This is a genomic window from Streptomyces sp. bgisy159 (assembly GCF_965341775.1).
Lineage (GTDB): Bacteria > Actinomycetota > Actinomycetes > Streptomycetales > Streptomycetaceae > Streptomyces.
In genome coordinates this window covers 1-25,405 of the sequence record NZ_CBDQZH010000063.1, presented here as the reverse complement: position 1 = coordinate 25,405, position 25,405 = coordinate 1, and the positions used below count along the sequence as shown (strand labels likewise).

19 protein-coding genes and 1 pseudogene are annotated in these 25,405 nt (G+C 73.2%); 5 read left to right on the top strand and 15 right to left on the bottom strand.

The features are described from left to right. The first annotated feature begins 1 nt into the window (after position 1). The gene (locus ACSLTV_RS33735; protein ID WP_432133381.1) at positions 2-547 is read left to right on the top strand and encodes a PadR family transcriptional regulator; all 546 of its coding nucleotides are present in this window, start codon (positions 2-4) and stop codon (positions 545-547) included. 179 nt (positions 548-726) lie between these two features. On the opposite strand, the gene ACSLTV_RS33730 is transcribed toward ACSLTV_RS33735, so the two are convergent. Then, a complete protein-coding gene (locus tag ACSLTV_RS33730) occupies positions 727-1,281 on the bottom strand; it encodes a hypothetical protein (RefSeq protein WP_432139870.1) in 555 nt (184 codons plus the stop codon). 166 nt (positions 1,282-1,447) lie between these two features. Then, the gene (locus tag ACSLTV_RS33725; RefSeq protein WP_435613519.1) at positions 1,448-2,419 is read right to left on the bottom strand and encodes a fibronectin type III domain-containing protein; all 972 of its coding nucleotides are present in this window, start codon (positions 2,417-2,419) and stop codon (positions 1,448-1,450) included. A gap of 378 nt (positions 2,420-2,797) precedes the next feature. Between ACSLTV_RS33725 and ACSLTV_RS33720 the strand changes: the two are divergent. Further along, positions 2,798-3,544, top strand: a pseudogene (locus ACSLTV_RS33720) (glycoside hydrolase family 75 protein); the annotation flags it as partial. A gap of 353 nt (positions 3,545-3,897) precedes the next feature. Here the strand turns inward: ACSLTV_RS33720 and ACSLTV_RS33715 are convergent. The 4 genes from ACSLTV_RS33715 to ACSLTV_RS33700 form a co-directional block, all read right to left on the bottom strand. Then, positions 3,898-4,758: an SgcJ/EcaC family oxidoreductase gene (locus ACSLTV_RS33715; RefSeq protein ID WP_432139868.1), complete on the bottom strand. Its 861-nt coding sequence runs from the start codon at positions 4,756-4,758 to the stop codon at positions 3,898-3,900. A 5-nt stretch (positions 4,759-4,763) separates the two neighbouring features. Next, positions 4,764-5,429 (bottom strand): hypothetical protein, encoded by a 666-nt coding sequence (locus ACSLTV_RS33710; RefSeq protein ID WP_435613518.1) that lies wholly within the window; start codon positions 5,427-5,429, stop codon positions 4,764-4,766. Between the two features lie 180 nt (positions 5,430-5,609). Continuing rightward, positions 5,610-6,299, bottom strand: a complete 690-nt coding sequence (locus tag ACSLTV_RS33705; protein ID WP_432139866.1) for a hypothetical protein — start codon at positions 6,297-6,299, stop codon at positions 5,610-5,612. Positions 6,300-6,448: 149 nt separating this feature from the next. After that, positions 6,449-6,862: a hypothetical protein gene (locus tag ACSLTV_RS33700; RefSeq protein WP_432139865.1), complete on the bottom strand. Its 414-nt coding sequence runs from the start codon at positions 6,860-6,862 to the stop codon at positions 6,449-6,451. Positions 6,863-7,103: 241 nt separating this feature from the next. Between ACSLTV_RS33700 and ACSLTV_RS33695 the strand changes: the two genes are divergently transcribed. After that, positions 7,104-8,141, top strand: a complete 1,038-nt coding sequence (locus ACSLTV_RS33695; RefSeq protein ID WP_432139864.1) for a GlxA family transcriptional regulator — start codon at positions 7,104-7,106, stop codon at positions 8,139-8,141. 70 nt (positions 8,142-8,211) lie between these two features. On the opposite strand, the gene ACSLTV_RS33690 is transcribed toward ACSLTV_RS33695, so the two are convergent. The 9 genes from ACSLTV_RS33690 to ACSLTV_RS33650 all read right to left on the bottom strand — a co-directional run bounded on the left by ACSLTV_RS33690 (position 8,212) and on the right by ACSLTV_RS33650 (position 22,509). Beyond that, positions 8,212-8,631, bottom strand: a complete 420-nt coding sequence (locus tag ACSLTV_RS33690; protein ID WP_432139863.1) for a PTS-dependent dihydroxyacetone kinase phosphotransferase subunit DhaM — start codon at positions 8,629-8,631, stop codon at positions 8,212-8,214. A 45-nt stretch (positions 8,632-8,676) separates the two neighbouring features. Then, positions 8,677-9,276 (bottom strand): dihydroxyacetone kinase subunit DhaL, encoded by a 600-nt coding sequence (gene dhaL / locus ACSLTV_RS33685; protein WP_435613517.1) that lies wholly within the window; start codon positions 9,274-9,276, stop codon positions 8,677-8,679. 46 nt (positions 9,277-9,322) lie between these two features. Beyond that, positions 9,323-10,315, bottom strand: a complete 993-nt coding sequence (gene dhaK, locus ACSLTV_RS33680; protein WP_432139861.1) for a dihydroxyacetone kinase subunit DhaK — start codon at positions 10,313-10,315, stop codon at positions 9,323-9,325. 614 nt (positions 10,316-10,929) lie between these two features. Further along, positions 10,930-11,346 (bottom strand): DUF7674 family protein, encoded by a 417-nt coding sequence (locus ACSLTV_RS33675; RefSeq protein ID WP_432156716.1) that lies wholly within the window; start codon positions 11,344-11,346, stop codon positions 10,930-10,932. After that, entirely contained in the window at positions 11,346-15,008 is a 3,663-nt protein-coding gene (locus ACSLTV_RS33670) for an ALF repeat-containing protein (RefSeq protein ID WP_435613516.1), read from the bottom strand. Before ACSLTV_RS33670 ends, ACSLTV_RS33675 begins: the two co-directional genes overlap by 1 nt. 327 nt (positions 15,009-15,335) lie before the next feature. Beyond that, complete coding sequence (locus ACSLTV_RS33665) at positions 15,336-19,220, bottom strand: nSTAND1 domain-containing NTPase (protein WP_435613515.1); 3,885 nt, start codon at positions 19,218-19,220, stop codon at positions 15,336-15,338. Then, positions 19,217-19,648 (bottom strand): hypothetical protein, encoded by a 432-nt coding sequence (locus tag ACSLTV_RS33660; RefSeq protein ID WP_432139857.1) that lies wholly within the window; start codon positions 19,646-19,648, stop codon positions 19,217-19,219. Before ACSLTV_RS33660 ends, ACSLTV_RS33665 begins: the two co-directional genes overlap by 4 nt. Before the next feature lie 16 nt (positions 19,649-19,664). Then, complete coding sequence (locus ACSLTV_RS33655) at positions 19,665-21,884, bottom strand: PQQ-binding-like beta-propeller repeat protein (protein WP_435613514.1); 2,220 nt, start codon at positions 21,882-21,884, stop codon at positions 19,665-19,667. 10 nt (positions 21,885-21,894) lie between these two features. After that, on the bottom strand, positions 21,895-22,509 hold the full coding sequence (locus ACSLTV_RS33650; protein WP_432139855.1) for a toll/interleukin-1 receptor domain-containing protein: 615 nt from the start codon (positions 22,507-22,509) through the stop codon (positions 21,895-21,897). 125 nt (positions 22,510-22,634) lie between these two features. On the opposite strand from ACSLTV_RS33650, the gene ACSLTV_RS33645 reads away from it, so the two are divergent. Further along, on the top strand, positions 22,635-23,828 hold the full coding sequence (locus tag ACSLTV_RS33645; RefSeq protein ID WP_432139854.1) for a helix-turn-helix domain-containing protein: 1,194 nt from the start codon (positions 22,635-22,637) through the stop codon (positions 23,826-23,828). Positions 23,829-24,452: 624 nt separating this feature from the next. Continuing rightward, a partial coding sequence (locus tag ACSLTV_RS33640; protein WP_432139853.1) for an alpha/beta hydrolase family protein occupies positions 24,453-25,405 on the top strand: 953 nt, incomplete at its 3' end.

Sequence of the window (25,405 nt, the reverse complement as noted above, 5' to 3'; positions counted from 1 at the left end):
CATGTCACTCCCGCACGCGATCCTCACCGCCCTGCTGGAAAAGCCGTCCTCCGGGCTGGAGCTGACCCGCCGGTTCGACCGGTCGATCGGCTACTTCTGGTCGGCGACGCATCAGCAGATCTATCGCGAGCTGGGAAAACTGGAGGCCGACGGCCACATCCGGGCGCTCCCCGGCGAGCAGCCGGCCCGCGGGCAGCGGAAGAGCTACGAGGTCCTGCCCGCGGGCCGCGCCGAACTGGAGCGCTGGACCGCCGCCGGGCAGGACCCCAGGCCGCACCGCGACCCGCTGCTGCTGCGGCTGCGCGCCGCGGCCGTGGTCGGCACCGCGGGCCTGGAGGCCGACCTGCGCCGCCACCTCGACCTGCACCGGCGTCAGCTGGCCGAGTACCAGGAGATCGAACGGCGCGACTTCCCGCCCGGCCGGGACAGTCCCGAGGACCGGCTGCGCCACCTGGTGCTGCGGGCCGGGATCGACCTGGAGACCTTCTGGACCGGGTGGCTCGGCCACGCCCTGGCGGAGTTCGCGGAACTCCCCGACGGCGACTGAACCGGGGGCACCGGCCGGCCGGTGCCGCGACCGCGTCGGCGGCCCGCCGATCGCGCAGGTGGTGTGCCTCTCCTACCGGCGGCACACGCGTTTCGCAGCGCCTGTACGCCTCTCGCTCCGGCGCGTCGGCGTTCCCGCCCCCGCGCGTCGGCGTTCCCGCCCCGGCGCGACGGTACCGGTCAGAACCGGTACGGCTTGGAGCGGCGGCGCAGGAACCAGGCCGCCGCGATCACTCCGACGCCGACCAGCGCACCGCCCGCCGCCAGGGTGATCGTGCCGTAGTCCTTGATCCCGCCGCCCTGGCCGCCCATCACACCCCGCGAGGGCGACGCCGTGGCGGTGACGGTCGGGGAGGCGGAAGCGGAGACGATCACGGTCTGGCTGCCGGCCGTACTCGCGTTGGAGCACATGACGACGACCGTGTAGGTCCCCGGGTTGACGTTCGACCACGCGGCCGACTGGCTGACCGTGGTCCCCGACAGCGCCACCTGGCGCCCCTCGGAGAAGTTGGCCTGGCTGCTGGTCAGCAGCGCCGCGGTGCCCCAGCTGCCGTTGATCCGGGTACAGGCGCTGGTCACCACCGACACCGTGGAGTCGCTGGTGCTCACCGAGATCCCCGATCCCTGGGCGGCGGCCGGGCCGGCGGCCAGGGCGAGGGGGAGCGCGGCGGCGGCTGCCGCGGTGAGTGCAGGTCGCAGGGACAGAGGGGGCAGAGGAATTCGCGAGTCGCGCATGGGAGGGCCTCCGGCGGCACGGTTGGCGGTACATCCCTTGCGCCGCCGAGGGGTCGGGTACGCCCGTGCTGCCTCACGCCGCAGCCAACGCCCCCCGGACGGGCCCCGCATCCCCGGAGCCCCCGGGCAGGTGACGGATTCCGTCGGACGGCCCACGGACCGCCGGTCAGCGCCCGCCGCCGGTGATCACCGTACGCTCCTGCGACAGCGCCCCCCACGTGCCGTCCGGCAGCCGGGCCCGCAACCGCACCCGGTGGGCGACCCCCGCCTCCCGCCCCGCGTAGAAGCTGTGGGAGGCACGCCCGCTCGGCGGGCTCCCGCCCCAGACCAGCGAGGTGGCCGGCCGCCCGTCGAGCAGGATCTCGTACTCGGTGACCACCCCGTCCACCCGCGGCGGCACCCACGACAGGTCGATGTGGTACGCCCCGTCGGCCAGGTGCGTGCCGGCGCGGAAACCGGTGGGCGCGGTGTCCCGCGTCGCGCCGGTGCCCGCCGGGGTGGCGAGCCGGAGCGTGGTGGAGACCGGCGAGAGGTTGTCGGCGGCGTCCCGGGCCCGCACGGTGAAGGAGTAGCGCGTCCCCGGCCGCAGCCCCGTCACCACGGTGGCGGTCTGCCCGCCGCCCACGGTGTGGATCCGCGCCCCGCCCTGCAGCACGTCGTACGACAGCACGCCCCGGTCGTCGTCGGCGGCCGACCACGACAGCTGTACGGCCGTGGTGCCCACCACGCGGCCGGTGAGCGGCCCGGGCCGGGTCGGCGCCGACCGGTCGCCGGCCACGGCCGCCGGCGTGGTGGCCCGCACACCGGCGCTGCGCGGGCCCAGGCGCCCGTCGGCGTCACGGGCGCGCACGGTGAAGACGTACGTCGTGGCCGGCGCGAGGCGGACCACGTCCACCATGTGCGCCGAGCCGGGCACGTCCCGCACCTTCGCGCCGTCCAGCAGGACCTCGTAGGCGGCGACGGGGGAGCCGGCGCGGACGGCGTTCCACATGACGTGCACACTGGTCGCGCTGCCCGCGGCGGCGGTGACACCGGTCGGCGCGCCCGGCGCCCGGCCCTCGTCCCCGTCGGCCGCCGGCGCGCAGCCGCAGCACACGGCCAGGACGGTCGCGCAGCCCAGCGAACGGCGTCGGCGCATGGTCTCCCCTCCCGGCCGAAACGGCGACGGAATTGGTCCGGACCAATATGGCGCGCGGGGGCCTGCCCGGCAAGGGGCCGGACCAACGGGCCGACGTGTTGGTGGGCGTGCCGGAGCGTTACGTATGCTGAAGCTCATCGAGATCGAACTCCCCGGCAGGGCCGGTGAGTTCGCGTCACGGGCGCGGACCGCTGTCGTCGCTGAACCCGCGCCCGCCGGAGGGCCGGACGCCCGGTGCGGCGAGCGCATCGGGCGTCCGGCGCTGCCGCGCCGTCAGAAGCCCTCCCACGTACGGCCCCCTCGAAGTGGCCGAACGGGCCGACCGCCCCCACATTGGGCTGAGTGTCCGTCAGCCCTCCCCCGAGAGGTTCCCTTATCGTGCGTGCCCCGTCGCTGACGCTGGCCGCGGCCGGCCTGGTCCTGCTGGCCCCGACCGCCCCGCCCGGCGCCGTCCCGCAGCGGGTCGCCGCGCGAGAGGTCGCCTCGCAGTGGCCCGCCGCACAGGGTGTGCGGCCCGCGCCCGGTCCGGCGCCGGGACGGCAGGGCCCGGTCGCCGCCGCCGAACTGCTGGCCAAGGTCCGTGACTGCGAACCCGTCTCCCGCGGCCGCTACCGCACCGACGCCGGCGCCCCGCCCACCGTCCCGGTCTGCGGCACCCGGAACGCCGTGTTCTGGAAGGCCGACCTGGACGTGGACTGCGACGGCCGCCCCACCGCGCGCTGCAACCGGCGCACCGACCCGCTCTTCTCCGCGAGCACGGCGTTCCGGCAGTCCGACGGGCGGTACCTGAGCGCCGAGCGGCTGCCGTACATCGTCGTCCCGGCGGTCGGCCGCCTCTGGGACCACCGTGAGCACGGCGTGCGCGGCGGCTCGGTCGCGGCGGTGGTCTACCGGGACCGGGTCCGGTACGCGGTGGTCGGCGACGTAGGCCCGCGCGACATCATCGGCGAGGCCTCCTACGCCACCGCCGAGGCCCTCGGCATCCGCCCCGACCCCCGCGGCGGCGGCATCGCCTCCGGCGTCACCTACATCGTCTTCCGGGATTCCCTGGTCGAGCCCATCGAGGACCACGCGGCGGCGGTGGCCACGGGGGAGCGGCTGGCCCGCCTGTTCGCACGGGGCGAGGGGGAGAGCGGGAGCCGACCCGACGGCGCGGCGCCGGCACCCGCCGACGACGGTCCCGACGCGGACGCCCACCCGGCCGTTCCGGACGAACGGCACGCCCGGACGGGCACGTCGGGACGGCCGGACGCCCGCGGCACGCGGGTCCGCATGACGGAGTGGGCGAAGACGTGGCAGCGACGCATGGAGGACGGCGCCGCGCGGTCCGCGGGGGGACAGGACCCGTCGGGGGACGGCACGGGTACCGGTGGGCTCGCGCATCCGACTGCCGACGATTCTCCGCGGTGATCGACCTGTCTCCGCGGTGATCGACCTGATCGACCGCGTCCGCACCGGGCAGCGCAGCGGCGGCTTGATCAGGTCGGTGTCGGACCCGCGGTCGGACGCGGGCCGCCGAAGCCGTGGGCCGAGAGGTCGAACCAGTTGCCCTCCGGATCGATCGCCCGGTACTCGGCGTAGGGACGGCTGGTGCTGCGTTCCGCCGGCTCCGGGGTGCCGGCCGCGACCAGGGCGGCGGACACGTCGTCCGTGTTCTCGACGTGGAAACCGAAGTGGTTCATCCCCATCGGGGTCTCGCCGTCGAGCCGGTGCTTGATCAGGGCCAGTGTCAGGTACCCGTCGGAGAGGAAGCAACTGCCGTCCGGCTCGCGGTGGAAGAGTTCCATCGCGAAGACGGAGGCGTAGAACTCGGCGAGTTCCTCGGGTGCGCGGGCCACGATGGCCAGATGACGCAGCTTCGGCCGGGGGGTGGGCTCGGTCACCGTGAACTCCTCTGGTCTAGGCGCCTGTTGCGCGCCGGGGGGTAGGGGGATCATGTTGTGGAACGCTCTGATCAGCCATGGGCGTGTCGCCGTCCGCTCCACGACCGCCAGAGCATGAGTGCGGGCCAGGACCACACCACCGGTGGTGCTCACGGTCGACTCCGCGTCGACCGTGGCGAGGTCGGGGCGGAGGAAGCGGATGGCCCTGACGTCGGTTTCCAGTGCGGTTCCCGCGTAGGGCCCGCGGAAGAGGGCCGCGTGTCCGCTCTCGATACCGGGCCGGCCTGCCGGCCTACCGCCTCGTACAGTCGTGAAGTCGCAGTCCTGCGCGAAGCTCGCGGCGAACCGTGCTGCGTCCCCTGCCGCCCAGCCTCGGGCCATCGCGTCCCACAGGGCGCGGATCGCCCGGATGCCCTCCTGGGCTCCGGTACCGGTCGGCGTGTCGGGCTCGTGCACGTCCGTCACACCCCCCGAGGTGTGTGGGTGCGGACGCGCAGGTCGAGTTCCGCACATCCGCCACCCCCGGGCGCGCGGGAGGGGGTGGGGGTCCAGGCCGCGAGCGCGTAGTAGAAGTCGCCGTCCCGGCGTTCCAGATAGCAGATCAGGTTGAGGGGCCAGCCCGAGTGTCCGAAGAGGTGGCGATCCATGGGGGTGGGGCGCTCGCTGAGCACGTGAGCGCGTGCTGACGGCGGGCCTATGCGGTGCCAGTCCGGGTGCATGTGGATCGAGCCGAGCAGGTCCAGGCCGACCTCCTCGGCCTGCCGGGCCGCCTTGAGGAGGTCGGTGGAGTCCATCCACCAGCCGCGGTGCTCGTTCTCGTAGGCAGGCCCGAACCGCGGCACGATGGTCTCGGAGAACTCCTGCCGCGCCGCCGGGTCGCTGGTGCGGGCGTTGCGGCCGAAGACGAGGCTCCGCACGTGGAACGTCGACGCCTCCGCCCGGCCGAGCAAGAGCGCGAAGCAGGGCAGGGGGGCCTCGGCGGTGATGAGGTGGTACGCGCCGACCGCCGCGCTCAGGAATTCTTCGAGCGCCTGGTCGTCGATCAGTACGGTGGCGGTGGCGGTGGTCGGGGCGGCGCATCGGGCCTGCGCCGGGGGTGGCCCGCAGGCCGTCGTGGTCGAGGTCATGGAGGTGCTCTCCGTGGAGTCGCGGGCGGGATCCGGAGCCGTTCGGCGCTCCGGGCCGGCGGCGGAACGAGGGCGGCGGCGGAACGAGGGCGGGGCAACGAGGCCGAGGGCCTGTGGCGGCCCGCACCGCACCGGGCGACACCCGGGAACGGGCACTTGTCCGGTGCGGGCGGGCAGGCTTCAGGAGGCGCAGCCCGTGCGCTCCTCCGGCGTCATGGGGCGGGAACGGGCGATGAGCAGGTCGTTCTTGCCGGTGGGCGCGCTGAAGGTGCTGTTGTTGATGACGACGTGCCGGTATCTCTTCTTGGTGCCGCTCCTGATCTTGGTGTCCGACGCGAAGTCGAGCCGCAGGTCCCCGGTGGCGGTGCCCATCTCCGCGGCCCTGCCGAACCAGCCGGCGTTGCAGGCCGGGACCGGCAGGCTGTCCGTCTGCGAGACGGTGCTCGACCGCGTCCAGGTCTTGGTGTACTTGGCGGTCACCGCGACCTCCGCCGCGCCCCAGATGGCGGACTTCACCGAGGTGCTCACCTCGAAGCTGTCCGAACTCGTGACCGTGTCCGACCAGGCCAGCGAGTGGGTGACCGTCGTGGACGCGTAGTTGAGGACGCGGTCGCCCACCGGGTGTTCCGGCCCGTGCGCGGTCCGGTACCCGGTCGGGGCGTAGCTGATCTTGCAGTCGATGTTCTCGAAGGGGACCGCCGGGCCGAGTTCGTGCACGTCGTAACAGATCTGCAGGGCCTTCGCCGCCAGCGGGTCACCGGCGTCCAGCGTCAGGGTGCGGTTCTTGGCCGCCGCGGCCGGTGACGCGGCCAGCGCCAGCGCCCCCACCGCGACTCCGGCCAGGACCGATGCTCGTCGAATTGATCGCATGCTGCGTGTTTCCCTTCAGGGTCGGACAGTCGAAGAGGGAGAGCCGGGTGTCCTGGGCGCTCACGATGAGGGCGAGGCGCCGGCTCGACGATCAGGCTGGGCCCGTCCACCGCCGATCGGGAACGGCGGGACACGCGGACGACGCGGCTTCACAGACCGCGAGCGGCCGCGGCGTAGGCGTCAGCGAGCGCCTTGCGGGCATTGGCCTCCAGGCCGGCCGCCGCGGCCCAGTTGTTCCTCAGGTACTGCACGGTCAGGATCTTCTGGAGGTCGGTCAGCTCGGGGTCGCCCCAGACCTGCGACAGGGCGTCGTCGAGGTCGACCACAGGCCCGGCGGCCCCCAGGGACGGGTTCGGCGGGTCCGACGCCTCCTCGGCGGTGGTGGTTCCGGCCTCGCAGGGCACGATCTGCCCGGGTGAGGTCCCTCCGCTCCAGGGGGCGGCGCCGTCCGCCGCCGACCAGACGCACAGTGTCCCGCCGGTCGCTGCCGCTGCCGGCTGTGCGGTGAGCAGCGGGGCAGCCACCGCACCGGGCAGGGCGAGCAGGAGCGCGGTCAGCCGCACTCGCCGTCGTCGCCCTGAGGGCTTGGCCGTCCTTCTCCGTGCAGCGGCCGTAGGCGGACCCGTCGTGATCCTTGCCGCGGCGGACTCGTCCTGAAGTTGATGCATGGACAGTTTCCTTTCGAGGGAGGTGACGCCGGAGGGGCGGCAGGCCTGACACCCGCAGAAGTGCGGGGAGAGCCCGTGTGCCGAGAGCTCATCCTTCACCGCCGTCGAAAGCAGGTGTGAGTGGTAGAAGTGGCGTATGCCGCAAGAATCCTTCCAACGTCACGCGGAGCTCCGCCCGCACCGCGTGACGGTCCTCGTGGACGAGAACACCAACCCGTTCGAACTGGGCTGCGCCACCGAACTCTTCGGTCTCCCGCGGCCCGAACTCGGCCGGAAACTGTATGAGTTCGCGCTCTGCACGCCGGGCGACCGCACGGTCATGCGCGACCGCTTCTTCACTCTCACCGAAACCGCCGGACTCGAAGCCGCCGAGGCCACCGACACCCTGATCATCCCGAGCAGACCGGACGTCGCCCACCCTCGACACCCCGCCGTACTGGACGTCATACGCCGCGTCCACGCGCGGGGCGCCCGGTTGGTCTCCTTCTGTACCGGCGCGTTCGCCCTGGCCGAAGCCGGTGTGCTCGACGGCCGCCGGGCCACCACACACTGGCAGTGCACGGACCTGCTCCGCTCCCGCTACCCCGCTGTCCGCGTCGAGCCCGACGTGCTCTTCGTCGAGGACCGCGGCATCCTCACGTCCGCGGGCAGCGCCGCCGCACTCGACCTCGGCCTGCACATCATCCGCCGCGACCACGGCGCGGAAACCGCCAACACCATCAGCCGCCGCCTCGTGTTCCCCGCCCACCGCGACGGCGGACAGAAGCAGTTCATCGAACGACCCCTGCCCGACCTGCCCGACGAGTCCCTGGCCCCCCTGCTGGCCTGGGCGCAGCAGCGACTCGACACCCCCCTCACCGTCGCCGACCTCGCGGCCGAGGCCGCCGTGAGCGCCACCACCCTGCACAGGCGCTTCCGCACCCAGCTGGGCACCACCCCGAACGCGTGGCTGACCGCGCAGCGCGTCACCCTCGCCCGCCGCCTCCTCGAACGCGGCGACACCCGCATCGACGCCGTCGCCCGCAACAGCGGACTGGGTACCCCGGCCAACCTCCGCATCCTGCTGCGCCGGGAGACGGGACTCACGCCCTCGGCCTACCGGCAGCGTTTCGGCCCGGAAACCGTCACGAGCGGCCTCTCCCCGGTCACCACCCCGGCGGAGACCGCGAGATGAAGCCGGACAAGGGCATCGCCGTCCCCGCGATCGCCGAGGAGCCGACCGAGCCGCGGCTGCCCGGCACGCCTCACCGCTTCCGGTAGTCGTACGCCTCCGTGGCCGCCGCCTCCACCGCGTCGAGGTCGGCCCCGGCCGCGGCCGTGACCACCGCGGCCACGGCGCCCTCCACGAACGGGGCGTCCACGAGACGCGTCCCCTCCGGAAGTTCGTCACCCTCGGCCAGCAGCGCCTTGACGGTGAGGACGGCGCTGCCCAGATCGGTCAGCACGGCGACCCCCGCACCCCGGTCCACGGACGCGGCCGCGGCAGCGATGAGCTCGGAGCTGGTACCGAGCCCCCCGCCCGCCGCGCCCCCCGCCGGGGCGACCGGCACCGCCGTGCCGCCGCCAGCCAGGGCGCGCGCCAACTCCGCCACCGAAGCGGCCACTTCGGCACTGTGCGAGACCAGTACGATCCCGACCGGCGTCCCGCCCGTGTCGTCATTCATCGGCTGCTCGCCCCCTGTCGTCCCCCCACGCCCCTCCACTCCCGCTCACGCCCCGTCCGCCTCGGCGAGAGCGGCGATCAGCAGCGCCGACGAGGTGGCGCCGGGATCCTGGTGCCCGATGCTGCGTTCGCCGAGATAGCTGGCCCGGCCTTTGCGGGCCTGCAAGGGGATCGTCGCCTCGGCGCCCCGCTCGGCGGCGGCCCGGGCGGCACCGAACCCCTCGTCCAGCGCCTCCACGGCCGGGACCAGCGCGTCGATCATCGTCTTGTCGCCGGGTGCGGCCCCGCCCAGCCGCATCACCGCCTCCACCCCCGCGCGCAGCGCCTCGGCCAGCTGCTCGGCGCTCACCTCGGCGGCGTCCCCGAGCGCCTTGCCGGTACGCCGCAGCAGCGTGCCGTAGAGCGGTCCCGAGGCGCCGCCGACGGTGGAGATGAGCTGCCGGCCGGCCAGCGTCAGGACCGAGCCCGGGGCCGCGGGAGCCTCCTTGTCCAGCACGGCGGTCACCGCGGCGAAGCCGCGCTGCAGGTTGCTGCCGTGGTCGGCGTCGCCGATGGGGGAGTCGAGGGCGGTGAGCCGGTCCGCCTCACGGTCCACGGAGGCGGCCGTCGCCGCCATCCAGCGGCGGAAGAAATCGGCGTCGAGCACGTGATCTCCTTGCGTGGTGGGTGGGTCGAGCGTCTGGTCCCGCTTCTCACATGCCCCAGCGCAGCGCCGGCGTACGCACCGGCGCGTCCCACAGCCGCAGCAGTTCCTCGTCGACCTCGCAGAGGGTGACCGAGGCACCGGCCATGTCGAGGGAGGTGACGTAGTTGCCGACGAGCGTGCGGGCGACGGCCACGCCGCGCTCGGTGAGCACCCGCTGCACCTCGGCGTTGAAGCCGTACAGCTCCAGCAGCGGGGTCGCGCCCATGCCGTTGACCAGCGCCAGCACCGGACCGCGCGGCGACCGGTCGGTCAGGATCGCGTCGAGGGCGACATCGGCGATCTCCCCGGAGGTCATCATCGGCCGCCGCTCGCGCCCCGGCTCCCCGTGGATGCCGATGCCGAGCTCCAGCTCGCCGTCCGGCAGCTCGAAGGTGGGGCTGCCCTTGGCCGGGGTGGTGCAGGCGCTGAGGGCCACCCCGAAGCTGCGGGAGCGTTCGTTCACCTGCCGGGCGACGGCCTCCACCCGCTCCAGCGGCTGCCCCTCGTCGGCCGCGGCACCCGCGATCTTCTCGACGAACAGGGTGGCACCGGTACCGCGCCGGCCGGCGGTGTACAGGCTGTCGGTCACCGCGACGTCGTCGTCGACCAGCACCCTGGCCACCTGGACACCCTCGTCCTCGGCGAGTTCGGCCGCCATGTCGAAGTTCAGCACGTCACCGGTGTAGTTCTTCACGACGAACAGCACCCCGGCCCCGCTGTCCACGGCCGCCGCCGCGCGCACCATCTGGTCGGGCACCGGCGAGGTGAACACTTCCCCCGGGCACGCCGCCGACAGCATCCCCGGCCCCACGAACCCGCCGTGCAGCGGCTCGTGCCCCGAGCCGCCCCCGGACACCAGCGCCACCTTCCCCGCGACCGGCGCGTCCCGCCGTACGATCACCCGGTTCTCCACGTCGACGACCAGCTCGGGGTGCGCCGCCGCGATTCCTCGCAAAGCGTCGGCGACCACGGTTTCGGGGACATTGATGAGCATCCTCATGGGTACCTCCATCAGATCTCAGCGGGTACGTCATTGACCTGCGTCACCGCAGGTCGGACATGGTGTGGGCGGTTGTTGATCCCGGTGTTCCGCGGACTTCTGTGATGTCACGTCAAGTGTGCCCGATGTCTCCGTTCGGGCTCGGGTCATGTCCCCATGCCGGAAGTATTGACCTTGTGGTCGTGAAGGGCACGTGCGCCGGCTTCGCTTCCTGTGCGGGTGCGGGTGCGGGTGCGGGTGCGGGTGCGGCCCGCCCGGCCTGAGCCTGTCGGCCGGTGCCGGTTCACCGGTGCGTCATATTCCGTTCCCGTGGGCCGCCAATGCGTGGACAAGGATCGGGGGAATTCATGGCGGGGGTGTCGAGGGTCGTCGACCGGGTGAGTGTTCGATACCTTTTTCCCCGCTGCACGGAAATGCGCCGAGAAACGAAAGGCGGCCTTCGCGTCCGCGTTTGTCCCTTGTCCACCGCGACCCCGATCACGGACTTCGGACGGTCTGGCCCTCACCGCGAAGGCCTTCGGTGCGGCCATCCGCTGATCACCGCCGCCCGCACCGACGCGAAACGGCCCCGGAGGGTTCCCCCTCCGGGGCCGTTCGCCGGTCCGGTGCGCCGGTCAGCGCATCCAGTCCGGTGAGTCGATGCCGGCGAACCTGTTCCAGGCCAGGCAGTGGGCCCGCGACTCGGGGCCCATGTACACCCAGACAGCCTGGAGGGCGAACCCTTCGTCCCAGGCGTTGAGCAGTGCCTCGAAGAAGCCCGTGGCCACGGCCGTGCGGTCGTACTCGCCGCCCGACCGCTGGACCTCCTCCAGGATCCGGAACATCTCCGCGGTCCGCTCGGGCGTCAGCTCGGCGGACCGTTCGGCGAAGGCCGTCGCCAGCGCCGCCAGGCGCAGGGAGAGCGGCGGCACGTCGTCCTCGTCGGCGGTGTCGTCCGCGCCGCCCCGCCAGCTCGTGATCTCGGCGCGGTCGCGGTCCGCCAGCACGTCGCTGACGGCGAGCAGATGACGGAACCAGTCGGGGGTCGGCATCACTTTCCGTTCAGTGCGTTGGTCATGTCGCGGATCAGCTGCTCCGCCACCGACCGGTCGCTCGCGCTGGCGGTCGGGTTGTTCGTGAGCCATTTTTGCAGGTAGGCGATGGAGTCGCGGGCCTTCTGCGAGTGACTGGCCCCGCCCACCCGGCCACCGGTGGACAGTTCGAAACGGACCGCCGCCGCCGTGCTGCCGTTGCCGATCTTGGCGTTCGCCCGGAACAGGTAGTCGACGTGCCGGGCCAGATCCGAGTTGCTGACCGACGGCTTGGCCATGTCCTTGAGCAGGATGTCCTTGTACTGCTCGAACAGCGCCCGGTTGTGCGCCAGGCCGTTCATCGGCGGCTTGACCTTGATGCCGAGCTTCTTGCCGAACCTCTTGAACAGCTTGGCGAGGCCGGAGCCGACGCCGCCCTCCAGGTAGTACGGCGCCACCATGCTGCCGTAGGCGGGCTCCAGCAGCTTCAGCAGTTCCGGGCCGCACTTGCCCTTGTTGCTGTGGCCGATGAAGGGCCGGGTGTCCTCGTAGTTGCAGTACGCGGCCAGCAGGATCGCGCCCGCGTCGTCGCGGTTCTTGAGCTGGTCCCAGAAGATGTTCCCGGCCCAGTCCCCGATCCAGTCGTCGAAGTCCGCGGCGAGCTGCTTGCAGGAGCCGATGCCCGGGGTGTCCGGGAGCGCGACGCCGTTGAGGTAGCAGGTGCCGTCGAAGTCCAGCAGGAAGACGCCGTTCTCGTACTCCTCCAGCGCGTCCACGGTTCCGGCGCCCTCGCCGCCCGGCGGGGCGTCGGCCTCACGGCGGGCCAGGTCGTCCTCCATCTGCTTCCGCGCGGAGATCGCCAGCGCCTCGGCGGCGGCCAGGGCGGCCTCGGCAGCGTCCTTGGCGGCCGCGATGGCGGCGGCGCGGGCCCGCTCGGCGGAGGCGTACGCCAGGGACGCGTAGGTGCGGGCCTGCGCGGCCGACGCGGCGGCCCGGTGGGCGGACTTCGTCGCGGACGTGGCGGCGGTGTTCGCCTGGTCGGCCGCGTTCCTGGCCAGACGAGCCGACTCGGCGGCCTTGGCGGCGGACGCGTCGGCCTCCCGCGCGGACTGAGCGGCGTCGTCCGCGTACCCCTGGGCCTTCTTGGCGGAGTCGGAGGCCTGCTGTGCGTAACCGGCGGCCTCCTCCGCCGCGTTGCGGGCCTTGGCCGAGGCCTCGGCCGCCAGGGCGGCGTTCTGCTGGGCGAGGGCGGCCGTGCGGGCGGCGCCCGCGATCAGCTTCTGGACGCCCGCCACATGGGCCGCGGCGTCGTTGTCGAGCTTGGCGGAGCGGTACTGCACCCCGGCGACGAAGTCGTGCAGCATCCAGGTCGGGCCGGCGAGCGCGACCTCGGCGGTGGCCTTGACCTGCGGGCCGCCGGTCTCCAGCAGATTCAGGGTGGCGAGGCGGTCGTCCTCCTCGCGGGCGGAGTACTGCCCGGTCGCCAGGAACTCGCGCAGCGCCTCGGTGGTCCCGGCGTTGATGGCCTCGTCGGCGGCCCGCTTGACGGCGGTGCCTCCGGCGTCGGCGATCTCCAGGACCTTCACCCGGTAGTCGTCGGCCTGGACGGTGTGCTGGCCGACGTCGAGGAACCGCACGACGTCGGCGTGCGTGCCGGCCAGCGCGGCCTCGGCGGGGTCCTTCATCCCGGTGATGCCGCTGTCGGCGAGCCCGGCGACGCGGGCCCGGTCGTCCTGCTCCTCGGCGACGGCACGGCCGGAGGCCAGCCAGGTGCGCACGTCGTCGTCGCTGCCGGACAGCGCGTCCTCGGCCGCGCGGACCGTCCAGGGCCCGCCGGAGGTCAGCAGCCGCAGCGCGGCCTTGCGGCCCTTGACCGCCGCCACGGCGGGGTCCACCCCGTCGGCGGTCGCCTCGGCCAGCAGGGTGCGGGTCTCCGCGTCCCGCTGCTGCGCCTCGACCTCCTCCCAGTGCAGCCGGGCCTGCTCCGCGTCCTCCTCGCGCTTGGTCTCCTCCGCGGAGAGGATGCCCTCCTCCTTCTCGTTCTGGAGCCGGGCGGTCTCGGTGGCGCGGGCGGCGTCGAAGATGGCGCGCGCCTTGTCCACGGCGGTCGAGGCCACGGTGGCGGCGGCCTGCGCGGCGGTGGCGTGCGCGGTCGACTTGTTGGCGTAGTCGATGGCCTCGCCCGCGTGCGCGGCGGCTTCCTCGGCCGCCGCCGCGGCGGCGTCGGCGTGCTCGGCCGCGTCGTTGGCCGCCGTGTGCGCCGCGCGGGCGGCAGTGGCGGCCTTCGCGGCGAGCCCCTCGGCGGTGGCGGCGGCCCGGTCGGCGGTGGCCGCGGCCGCACGGGCCTGGGCCGCCGCGGTCGCGGCGCGGCGCGACTCGGCGGCGGAGACGTTCGAGTACTGGCCGGCCTCGGCGGCGGCGGTCGCGGCGGCGGCGGCGTGCGCGCCCGCACTCGCGGCGGCCCGGGCCGAGGTCACGGCCTCCGCGACGGCCTCGGCGGCCTTCAGCGCGGCGGCGGCTCCGGTGCGGGCCCGGGAGGCCGCGTCCCGGGCGGCCTGCGCGGCGGCCTTCGCCGCGGCGGCCTGTCCGGCGTCCTTGGAGGCGGCGGTCGCCTGGTTGTAGGCACGGGCCGCCGCCGCGCCCGCCGCGGCGGCCGCGGAAGCCGCGGCGGAGGCCGCGTTGGCCGCCGTACGGGCCGCCGCGGTCGCCGTGTTGGCGGCCTGGATCGCGGTACGGGCCGCGCTCGCGGCGGCGGTGGCGGCGTCGGCCGCACGGCCCGCCGCCTGGGTGGCCTTCTCGGCGGAGTCCCGCGCGGCGGCGGTCTCCTGAGCGGCGCGCTGCGCGGCCTCCTTGGCGAGCTTGGCGGCCTGGACGGCGCGCTCCGACGCCTCCTTGGCGGCCTCGGTCTCCTTCTTCGCCCGGTCGCCGGCGCTCTTGGCGACCTGCGCGAGCTCGGCGACGGAGCTCATCTCCTCGTCGCGGGCGCGCGCGGTGTACTGGCCGGTCTCCAGGAAGTCGTGCACGTCGGCGGCGGTGCCGCCCAGCGCCTCCTGCGCGGCCTGCTGCACCCGTGCGCCGCCGACCTGCATGATGGCCAGCAGCTCGACCCGTTCGTCCTCGGCGGTCGCCCGCGGCAGGCCGGTGGCGAGGAACTTCTCCAGGGCTTCAGGGGTGCCGGCGTCCAGGGCGGCCTGCCCGGCGGTCCGCACCGCCCTGCCGCCGGTGCTCATCTCCCGCAGTACGGCCACGCGCAGGTCGTCCCCGTACGGGGCCTGCCAGCCGGTCGTGAGGAAGCCGTGCACGTCGGCGGCGGTGCCGGCCAGCGCCTGCTGCGCGGCCTGCCGGACGCCGGGTCCCTGGGAGTTCAGCAGCCGCAGGACCTGGAAGCGCTCGTCCTCCTCGGTCGCGATGCGCAGCCCGGTCTCCAGGAACGCGTGCACCTCCGCGTCCGAGCCGACGAGCGCCGCCTCGGCCGCCGTGCGGGTGGCCCGGCCGCCGGTGCGCCAGGCCGCGACGGCCTGCCCGCGCTCGCTGACGGTCACCGTCTCCTCCGCGCCGGTCTCGGCGTGCGCGGTGGCGGTGACGGCCGTCGAGCCGAGCATGGTCAGCGCCACGGTGAGCGCCGTGCTGCCGAGAAGCCCGAACGGCGTTCTCCGGCGTGACTTCCGTTGCGTTCTCTTCATTCCCCCTCCTCCGAATGGTCGGTTCGGGGGGCACTCCTTTCAGCCCCCCCCTGTGATCATCACACAGGCTTGGCCGAGTTCTGGCCGGTGAGGCGCCCGCCGACAGCAATCCACGTGCCGGACAAGTGAATTGAGACCCGGTCGAGATGCATTTCAGCACGGTAAAGACCTGAAAAAGCGGACGGAAAGCAAGGATGGGGGAGAAAGGTATGCGCGGGCTGTCGGCCCGGAGAGCCGGACGGCCGGCCCTCGGGACCTGTCCGTGGCCGGCCGGACGGCCGAAGCGGCCCGCCGACGCATCCGACGCGTCGTCACGAGGGAGGGAGGCTAGGCGGTCGCACAGGGTGGGTCGTAGGGCAGTTGGGGAACGTATCGGCTCCATTGCTGCCGGGTGAGGGCGCCCCGGCTCCCGGCGCAGATACGGCCGATGGCGGACTCGACGTTCAGGTCCCAGAGCGTGGCCACGCCGTCGTCGGTGGTGGCGGCCAGTGTGTGACCGTCCGGGCTGAACGCCAGCACGGCGACGATCCCGGTCTGCACGGTCAGCGGCCGGCCGATGGGTGTGGGGTGGTCGGGGTCGGTGACGTTCCACAGGCTGATGGTGCCGTCGTCGGTGTGGCCGGCCGCCGCGAGGGTGCGCCCGTCCGGGCTGAACGCCACCGACCACAGGCTGCCGCCGGGAACGGTCAGGGGACTGCCCCTGCGCGTGAGGTGGTGGGGGTCGGTGGCGTTCCACAGGGTGATGGTGCCGCGGCTGTTCCCGGTGGCGAGCGTGCGTCCGTCCGGGCTGAACGCCACCCAGGTGCTGGTGGCGGTCGGTATCGGTTCACCGATGCGGACCCCGGGGTCCGTCGTGCTCCACAGTCCGACGGTGCCGTTGCTGCCGTCGCCGCCCGCCGCCAGCATCGTGCTGTCGGGGCTGAACGCCAGGGAGAAGACGGACGACGTGTGGGAATTGGAGATGTCGGGCCGGGAGCCGGGCTGTGCCGGGTCGCTGACGTCCCACAGGGCGATGCGGCCGAACTCGTCGTCGCCGGCCGCGGCCAGGGTGCGCCCGTCGGGGCTGAACGCCAGGGAGAAAATGGGCCCGCCCGCTCCGGTGAGGGACTCACGGAGGCGAACGGGACGGCTGGGGTCGGCGGTGTTCCACAACGTGACGGTGCCGCCGCCGTCGCCCGCGGCCAGGGTGCGCCCGTCCGGACTGAACGCCACGGCGTCGACCGGCTTCTCGGGTCCGGTGAGCGGAGCGCCGCGGGGAGCGGGGTGGCCGGGGTCGGCGGTGTTCCACAGGGAGACGGTGGTGTTCTGGTTCCCGGCGGCCAGGGTGCGCCCGTCGGGGCTGAACGCCACGGATGCCACGTTGCCGCCGCCGCCGACGACGCGTGTCGGCGGCAGACTCCACAGGTCGACGTTGCCGTCGGTGTTCCCGGCGGCGAGGGTGCGGCTGTCCGGGCTGAACACCACGTCGGTCACCGCGTCGCCGGGACCGGTCAGCGGCCGGCCCAGGAGGCCGATGGTCCGGGCGTGGGTGACGTTCCACAGATGGATGGTGCGGTCGGCGCTGCCGGCGGCCAGGGTGTGACCGTCCGGGCTGAACGCCACCGACATGACGGGCTGGGTGGGACCCTTCAGGGGCTTGCCCAGAGGGGTGGGGCGGTCCGCGTCCGCGATCTTCCACAGGTGGACCGTGCTGTCTCCGGACCCGGCGGCCAGGGTGTGGCTGTCGGGGCTGAACGCCAGGCAGTGGACGCGGCTCCCGGTCTTCAGGGAGCGGCCGCGGCCGGGGTGGTCCGGGTCGGTGGTGTCCCACAGGCGGATGGTGCCGGCGTCGTCGTCACAGGCGGCGGCCAGGGTGTGCCCGACGGGGCTGAACGCGATGCGACGGGAGAAGACGTCGGGGCAGCCGAGGTTCAGCGGCGCTCCTACGGGGTGGACGTCGTCGGGGTCTGTGACGTTCCACAGGCTGACGATTCCGGCGCGCCATCCGGCGGCCAGGGTACGGCCGTCGGGACCGAACGCCAGCGATTCGACGGCGGTCGCGGCGTCCCAGCCCTGAACGGCGGGGCTCTTCGGCCGGCCGAGCAGGACCGGGTGGCTGGGGCTGGTCAGGCTCCACAGGTCGACGAAGCCGCCGGAGCCGCCGTCACCGTTGTTGCTGGTGTGGCCGCCGACGGCCAGCACCCGGCCGTCCGGGCTGAACGCGAGCGACCGGACCGAGTTGACGGAACGGTCCACCGGCACGGGCCGGCCCAGCGCCACCGGACGGCCGGGATCGGAGACGTCCCACAGCCGGACGAGGTTCCGGTCGACGCTCCCGGCCGCCAGCATGTGCCCGTCGGGGCTGTAGGCAACGGTGAACACCGCGCCCCGCGGGCCGGGAAGCCGGGTGGCCAGCGGGGTGTTCTCGGTCGAGATCAGCCGGGACGCCGCCTCCGGGGTCGGGTCCATGCGGTAAGCCGTCAGCGCGAGTTGAGCGGCCAGCGAGGGATCGGTCCGCGCCAGTTGCACGGAGGCGGAGGTGACGGCGGCGTTGATGGCCTGGTCGCGGGCCTGCAGGGCCTCGGCGGCGGCGGACCGGGCACGGGATTCCTGCCGGAAGGCGAACACCGCGGCCAGCGAGGCGACCACGGCCAGGGCGGTGATGGTGGCGACGGCGGCACGCCGGAGCCGTTGCCCGCGCCGCTGGTGTCGGCGTGCGGCCGCCAGGAACGCCCCGGCCGAGGCACTGAGTTCCGGCCCGTGCGTGTCGGCCCAGGCGAGGGCGGCCTCCAGGCGGTTGCCGCGGTACAGCGCGCCCGCCTCCCGGCCGGCCTCTTCCCAGAGCGCGGCCGCCTCCTCCAGGTCCTGTCGTACGAGGTTGCCGCTGCGGTCGTGCTCGATCCAGTCCCGGAGCCTGGGCCACGCGCGGATGAGCACCTCGTGTGTCATCACCACCGTGTCCTGGTCCCGGGTCAGCAGCCGGCCACGGGTGAAGTCGTCCAGGACCCTGACGGCCGCTTCCCGGTCCGGCGCGTGACGCAGCAGTTCGTCGTACCGGACACGCCGACGGCTGTCGTCGGCGTCGCGTCCCACGATGACGAGCCGCAGGAACACCCACCGCGCGGCCTCGTGACAGGGCGGCGGCAGGGTGTCGTAGAGCCTGTTCGCCGTGGTGGCGATGGCGCCCTGGATACCGCCGGTGACGCGGTATCCGTCCACGGTGAGCGTGTGGCCGTGGCGCTGCTGCCAGGTGGCCCGCAGTGCGTGCGCGAGCAGCGGCAGCCGGCCCGCGGCGCCCGTACCGACCGGTCCCCCGACCGCGCCCAGATCCGCCAGCAGCAGCTCGACCAGGCCGTCTTCGACGTCGAGTCCCACGCTGCCGGCCGGCCGGCGGATGGCGTCCTTGAGTTCGTCCTCCGTCATCGGCTCCAGCAGGACCGGTCCGGCCCGCAGCGCCGCCCGCAGCTGCGGATGGGCCGTGCACGCGGCGTAGAAGTCCGCGCGCACTCCCAGCACCACGACCGCGCCGCCCGTGGGCCGGGCCAGACGGTCGAGCACGTCGATGAGCCACTGCCGTTCGGTCTCGTCGCCGCAGGCCGTGAAGACCTCCTCGAACTGGTCGACCACGACGACCAGGCCCGCGGAGGGGGACTCCCCGTTGGGCAACGGATCGCCGGCTCCGGTGATCTCGCGCAGCTCGGCGAGGCAGTGTGCGGGATCGGCCCGCCACGCCGGTGCCGTGCGCCGGGCGGTCTCGGCGTCGAGCCCGGCGGCGGCCGCCAGTGCCAGGACCGGGGACGCCGTCGGGGTCAGCAGCAGCCGCGGCCAGGTACTCGAACCGGCCACCGGGAGCCGGCCGTCGTCCAGGGCCGGCAGGACCCCGGCCGCGAGCAGGGACGACTTCCCTGCTCCCGAGGGGCCGATCAGCACCAGCGGGCCGCCCTCGCGCATCCGGGCGTCCATGCGCTCGCACACGAGGTGAACCATGCGTTCACGGCCGTGGAACCACTGCTTGTGCCGCGTGCCGAACGGGGCCAAGCCCGGGTACGGGCAGAGCACTGTGTCGGCGCCGGGGCCGGGCAGCGTTCGGCGCCCCTGGTCGCCGAGGCGAACGTGCAGGTCACGGCCGGCCTGGAAGACGCTGCCGCCGCCGGTCGCGCTCGCCTCCTGCCGCTTCGGCTGCCAGAGGGGCGGGCCGTCGGGGGGCGGGGCACCGGTGCCGCGTTCCGTCACGCCTGTCCGCCTCTGGTGACGGTCATGTCCCGGCCGGCCAGGAACGCGTCGCCGCCGCGGACGTGCGCCTCCAGCGTCGTCGAGCCCGTGATCTGCTGTTCCGTGGTTCCGGCAGGGCGCGGTTCCTCGCCGAACAGCGCGCGCAGCTCCTCGACGGCGTCCGGCCGGGTGGCCATCAGCCGGACGATGCGGGCCTGCCACTCGGCGACCAGCAGCCCTTGGAGCTCCTGGCCGTCGCCCGTCTGCTGTGCCTGGAGCAACTCGCCGCGCGCATCGGCGAGTTCCTCCTCCACGCGTTCCGGGTGCGCGGACCGCCACAGCGACAGGACCGAGGACTTGACCGCGGCCCAGCCGTCCGTCGCCAGCAGGTCGATCAGGCGTGCCGCGGCCGCCGATGCCAGGCCGGCGAGTTCCACACTCGTCTCCATGTCTTCTCCTTGTCCCTTACCGCCCGTGAGCCGCGATCGCGGTCAGTGTCAGGTGGGAGGCGATGAACACACGGTCGCCGCCCACCGTCCAAAGGAACCCCACGTCCGGCTGCCCGGGGTCGCCGTACCTCCACCGGGCCCTGCCGGTTGTCGCGTCGATGGCCCACAGCGTCTTGGCGGCGTCGGTGACGAAGACGGTGTCGGCCGAACACTGCGCGCTCTTGCCGGAGATCCTGAGGGAGGCGTTGAACATGTTGGAACCGCCCATGTCGCCGGCCCCGTCGAGCCGCGCCACCCACTGGGGAGTGCCGTCGGCCGCGGCCAGTGCGGCCAGGTCGCTGCCGACCGGTACGTATACGGCAGTGCCGTCCAGGCTGGAGAACGGGGCGCCGATCTGGACCTGGTCCCCGCTCTTCGCCTCGAAGCGCTGATGCCACTTCTCGCTGCCCGTGGCGGCGTCGACGGCGAACAGCGTGTCGCCGTTGCCGCCGGCGAACAGGAACAGCCCGGCGGCGTAGCACGTCAGCGGCCAGCCCGGGTTGAAGTAGAACGCGGCGTGCGGGACGGAGACGTTCCAGCCGCGGGCGCCTTTCCTGCCGGCATCGATCATCTGGACCCGGCCGGGTTTCCTGTCCGGAACGGAGGAGGTGGCCAGCAGATGAGAACCGGCGGGCGGCACGAGCACGTTGTTGATGTCCGTGCCCTTGACCCGCCACAGTCCCTTGCCGGTCGCCGCGTCGAACGCACGGATGTAGCCGGTGCTCGCCGACTTGGTCGAGAACTCCCCGTCCAACTCGCGCACCTGCCCGCACACGTACACCGTGGCGCCCGAGACCGCCACGTAGTTGCTCAGGTACATCGCCGTACGCGTGCCGCCGGCATCGACGTCGGCCATCTTCGTCGCCCACTTGGCCTTCCCGCTGGTGGCGTCGAACGCCGCAAGCAGGCCTGACCGACTCGGTGTGTCGCAGAGGAGGTAGAACACTCCGTCCGCGTACGCCGTCGGGTACTTGAGGCTGGTCGTTCCGAAGTCGTTGGTCGTGTTCAGCTGGGGGAACACGGACTTCCCGGTGGAGGCGTCCAGGAAGGACGTGGCGGTGTCCGTGACCACCATGACCACCCTGTCGGACGCCTCCAGGCAGGTGGGCGGATGTTTCCCGGTGCCCGACCATGCCTTGGTGGCGTCGGGCCCGGCCAGGACGACCGGTTCCGGACCGTCCGCGGCAGACGGCGGCGCGGACGAGGCGGACCTGGACCGCGTGCCTGACGGAGAGGCCGGCCGCGCGGTGGCCTCGGAACCGCCGGCCCGGTCGGGTGCCGGTGTCGAGTCACCGGACAAGGCGAGTGCCGCCGCCGCTCCACCGAGTACGGCAGTGCACCCGGCCAGACCGATGATCAGCTTCCGGCGGCTGAGTCCCGTGCCGGCGGTGGGCGCCGGCGAGGGAGGAAACGGGCCCCGGCCGACGCTCCCGGCGGCCGCCGACCCCACCGCCGCAGTCGCGGCGGCCAGGTCGGCGGTCACCGCCGGCGGCAGCCAACTGCCGTCCGGGGCCGGCAGGTCCTGGCGCCTCAGGTAGTCGACGAGCTGCTCCGCGGTGGGACGGTCCGGTGGTTCCGGGTACAGGCAGCCGCGGATCACCTCGCGCAGCGACACGGGGAGAGCGTCGGTGTCCGGCTCGTCTCCGGAAGCTGCGAACAGCACGGTCGACCCGAGGTCGAACATGTCGTCCGCCGGTGTGGGGGCCGGACTGACGGCAACCCCCACGATTCCCAGGACGGTGATGCGGGGGCCGTCCATGGTCAGCAGCACCGAGTCCGGGCTCACCTCGCCGTGGACCGTCCCGGCCCCGTGGAGTGCGGCCAGAGCCCGGGCGAGGCCGTCGGCGAGCACCCGCAGAGCCGGTTCGGACAGCGGGCCGTGCCGGTCGACCGCCTGCCGCAGCGGCAGTCCGGCGGTGAACTCGGTCGCCAGCCACGGAACCGGCCCGTCGGCGTCGGCATCCACCACCGGTACGAGGAAGGCGTCGGACAGCGTCCGTGCCGCCTCGACGGCGTCGCGGAACCGGTCCCGGAACTCCGGGGCCGCCGCGAGTTCGGGTCTTACGACCGTGACCGAGACGAGCGGTCCGTCGTCCGCGCGCGCCGCGGAGACCTCGCCCCCGCCGACCGTGCGCTGCCGTCCGAGCAGCGTGTACGGCCCGATCCGACGAGTACCGTCTGTTCCGGGATGATCCATCGTCCGCCCCTCACACCAGCCTGATCGTCTGGTCACGGGCCGCCTGATAGGCGCTGCCACCGCCGGACACATGGGCCGTCATGGTCGTCGACGGCTCCGAACCGGTGGCCGGCGCCGAGCCGTGCCCGGGTGCGTCAGCGGGGTCGCCGTGGGCGCCGACGTCGGACAGCAGAGCGGTCACCGCGTCGCCCAACTGCGCCAGCCCTTCCGCCAGATGGGTCTCCGGAACGCGGAGGAACTGCAGGCGTGCCAGTTTCGCGATCTCCGCCGGCAGCGCCGAGGCGTCGGGGAGCATCGTCGCGTCACCCAGAAGTACCGGGACGACGCGGTTTCCCGCCCGCAGGGCTGTCGCGATCTCGACGCGGACCCAGTCGTGAGCGCGGTCCAGGAGCCGCACACCGTCCTCGCCCCGCGCGTCGAGCCATCCGGGGCCGATCAGTACGCACATGAGTTCGCACTCGGCGGCCTGCCGCCGCAGGATCTCGGCGAAATCGGCCCCCGGCGGAATCGACCGGCCCGACTTGAAGATTTGGTCGGCGCCTAAGCGGTCGGCCAGCGCGCGGTGGACGCGGTCTCGCATCCACCGGGAGTCCGGTTTGCGGAAACTGAGGAAGATACGCGGCACAATTGCCCCCTCTCGTGCAGGTCTTGACGGTAGGGATCGTGCTCACACTAGGGGCGCTTCACAACGCCCGGTGGCTATTCGCCGAGGATTGAAAAGCGTCCGCAGCGCTCCGTACGCTGGCCGGTATGGACCCGGCGGACAGAGCGGCCCACGCGGCCTCGGCAGGGGAAACGACCGGCTCGCGCCTGCCGCCGGGCGACTTCGGCGTCGTCCTGGCCGCACTTCGGGCACGTCGGGGCTGGAGTGTGCGCGAGTTCGCCCGGCGCGCGAACGTGTCGGAAGGGCAGATCTGCAATCTGGAGAACGGGCTGCGCAACCCGACGCCCGCTGTGGCGGCGGCATGCGACGCGGCCCTGGGCACGGGCGGGGAACTCGCCGAGCTGGCCGGAGCCGGCCGCCGCGCCGCCCGGCCCGAGTGCGTCGTCGACGCCGGCCCGGTGGTCGCCGGATACGAGCGGGTTCTGCGGGAGCTGAAGGACATCGGCAGATCCACCGGACCGAGGTTCGTCACGGCCTCCATGAAGTCGATCACGCGGGTTCTGACGGACACGGGTCCGCGGGCCGTCGGCGAGCAGCGGGCCCAGATCTGGCTGCTGGCCTCCCGGTTCGCCGAATACACCGGGTGGATGGCGCAAGAGGCGGGGAATCCCGCCGAGGCGTTGCGCTGGACGAGTCTCGCCGTCCGCTGGGGCACCCAGGGCGGGGACGCGACGGTGGCCGCCTACGCCCTGGTCCGCAGGGCGTTCATCGCCCAGCATCGCGGTGACACCTTCGCGGCGATCGAATTCGCCGACCAGGCGTCCCGGCACCCTGCGGCCACCCCGGCGATCCGCGCGCACGCCGCGCGACGCGCGGCCCAGGGGCATGCGCGCCGTGGTGACGCCGGGGCCTGCCGGGAGGCACTGGAGCGGTTCAGGAGCCACGCCGCCGAGGCCGTCGGAGATCCGGCGCCTGACTGGGGTCCGCGCATCGAGAACGGCAACCCCCGGCTCCTCGAGGCCTCCTGCATGCTCAGCCTCCGTCGCTACGAGTCGGCCGCCGACCTGTTCGCCGCCGAGCGCCGGCGCCGGCCGGCCGTCCCGGGGGACAGCAACTCCCAGGCCCGCTTCGCGGTGCGGGAGGCGATTGCCCTGGCCGGTGCCGGGCGCCTCGACGACGCCTGCCAGATCGTCGGGGCCACGCTGCCCGTGATCAAGCGCATCGACTCGGCCACCGTCCGCGCGGACCTGGGCCGTTTCGTCGAACAGGCCCGGACCCGGAGGGCCCGCCCGGGCCAACTCGCCCTCATCGACGCGTCGGCAGCGCTCGCAATCGGCTGACAGGGCGGATTTCGGACAACGGGCCGGGAAGGTCGAATTCGTTGACTTTCGAAAGGGGGGCCTCGGGGGAGCGCCGATGAACCGGCATCTACCTCCCGAATCGCATGGTTCCGGCGGTGGTATTTCGATGGTGTTTCGAGCCTTCACCGGTCTCGTTCGAGGGCCCCCACCCGAACGGCGCTTCGGAACCGCCCGCAACGTGACCGTAAGGCGTCACCTCCGGTGATTGACACCTCATCAGCCCCAACCTACTCTCCGTTCAAGTTCGCGAACGTTGAACGAAATGCCGAACAATTGTCAGATCGGCCGGCGGGACGGTCCGAGAGACGGTTGCTCGCTCTTTGCTTCGGTGTCAGTCACGAGCCGTCCCCAGCACCGCCGAAGATCCGGGCCATGGCCGCCCGTCGCCCGTCGCTCGAGAGTGCGGCGTCGCTCGTCGTCGCGCCCGCATGACCCTCGCCACCTGCCACCTGCCACCTGCCACAAGTCACCTGCCACCTGCCACAAGTCACCTGCTACCTGTACGTGCCACTTCCGCTCTCTGACAGCACGTAGCCCCCGGAGCGGACGCTCAGCCATCCCCCATCCCCCCATCCACCCGCACCCTCCGACAGGGAGAACAACATGGCCATCGACAGGCGCGTCTTCCTGGGATTCGGCGTGGCCGGAGCCGTCGCCGCGGTCCACGCGTACGGCGCCCCCGCGGCGACCGCATCCCCGTCATCCCCGTCGTCCCCGTCGTCCCTGGCAGCCGCGCCGACCCGGCGCTTCGCCATCGGGGTGAGGGAGTACGCGTGGAGCCGCGGCAACCGCCGGTTGACCACCCGGATCTTCTACCCAGCCTCCGGCGCCCCCGGCGGCAGTCCTGTCGTCAACGCCCCCATCGCCGACGGCGTCTTCCCCGTCTGCGAGTTCAGCCACGGCCTCGGCGGCAACCCCGAGAGCTACGCACCGCTGATCCGCCCCCTGGCCGAGGCCGGATTCGTCGTCCCCGCCCCCGTCTTCCCCACTACCTCCAGCGGCACTTCGGGCAATATCCAGGACGTCTACAACGGCAACCAGTCCATGGACGTCTCCCAGGTCATCACCAACACCCTCGCCCTCGCCACCACGGCCGGCGACCCCTTCGCCGGGCACCTCGACACCACCGTCGGAGTCGGTGTCGCGGGCCACTCGCTGGGCGGCATGACCACCCACGGGCTGCTGACCGCGTGGCCGGACAGCCGGATAGCCGCCGCCGTCCCCTTCGCCTGCGTCGACATGGGCAACCCCAGCAGCGCGGTCAAGGCCAAGGTGCTGTTCGTCCACGGCGACCAGGACCCGATCTGCCAGTACTCCTCCGCGCGCCAGGCCTACGGCGAGCTGCCCGCACCCAAGGCATTCCTCACCCACCGTGGCACCGGGCACGACCAGTACATCTGGAGCGGCTACAACTACACGCAGACGGTGGCCACTTACGTGGACTGGATGCGCTGGAGTCTGTACGCCGACACCGTCGCCCGCGACCGCCTCGCCGCCGACGCGACCTCCAACACCTCCACCACGGCCTGGGAATCCGACCTCACTTCCGCTCCCAC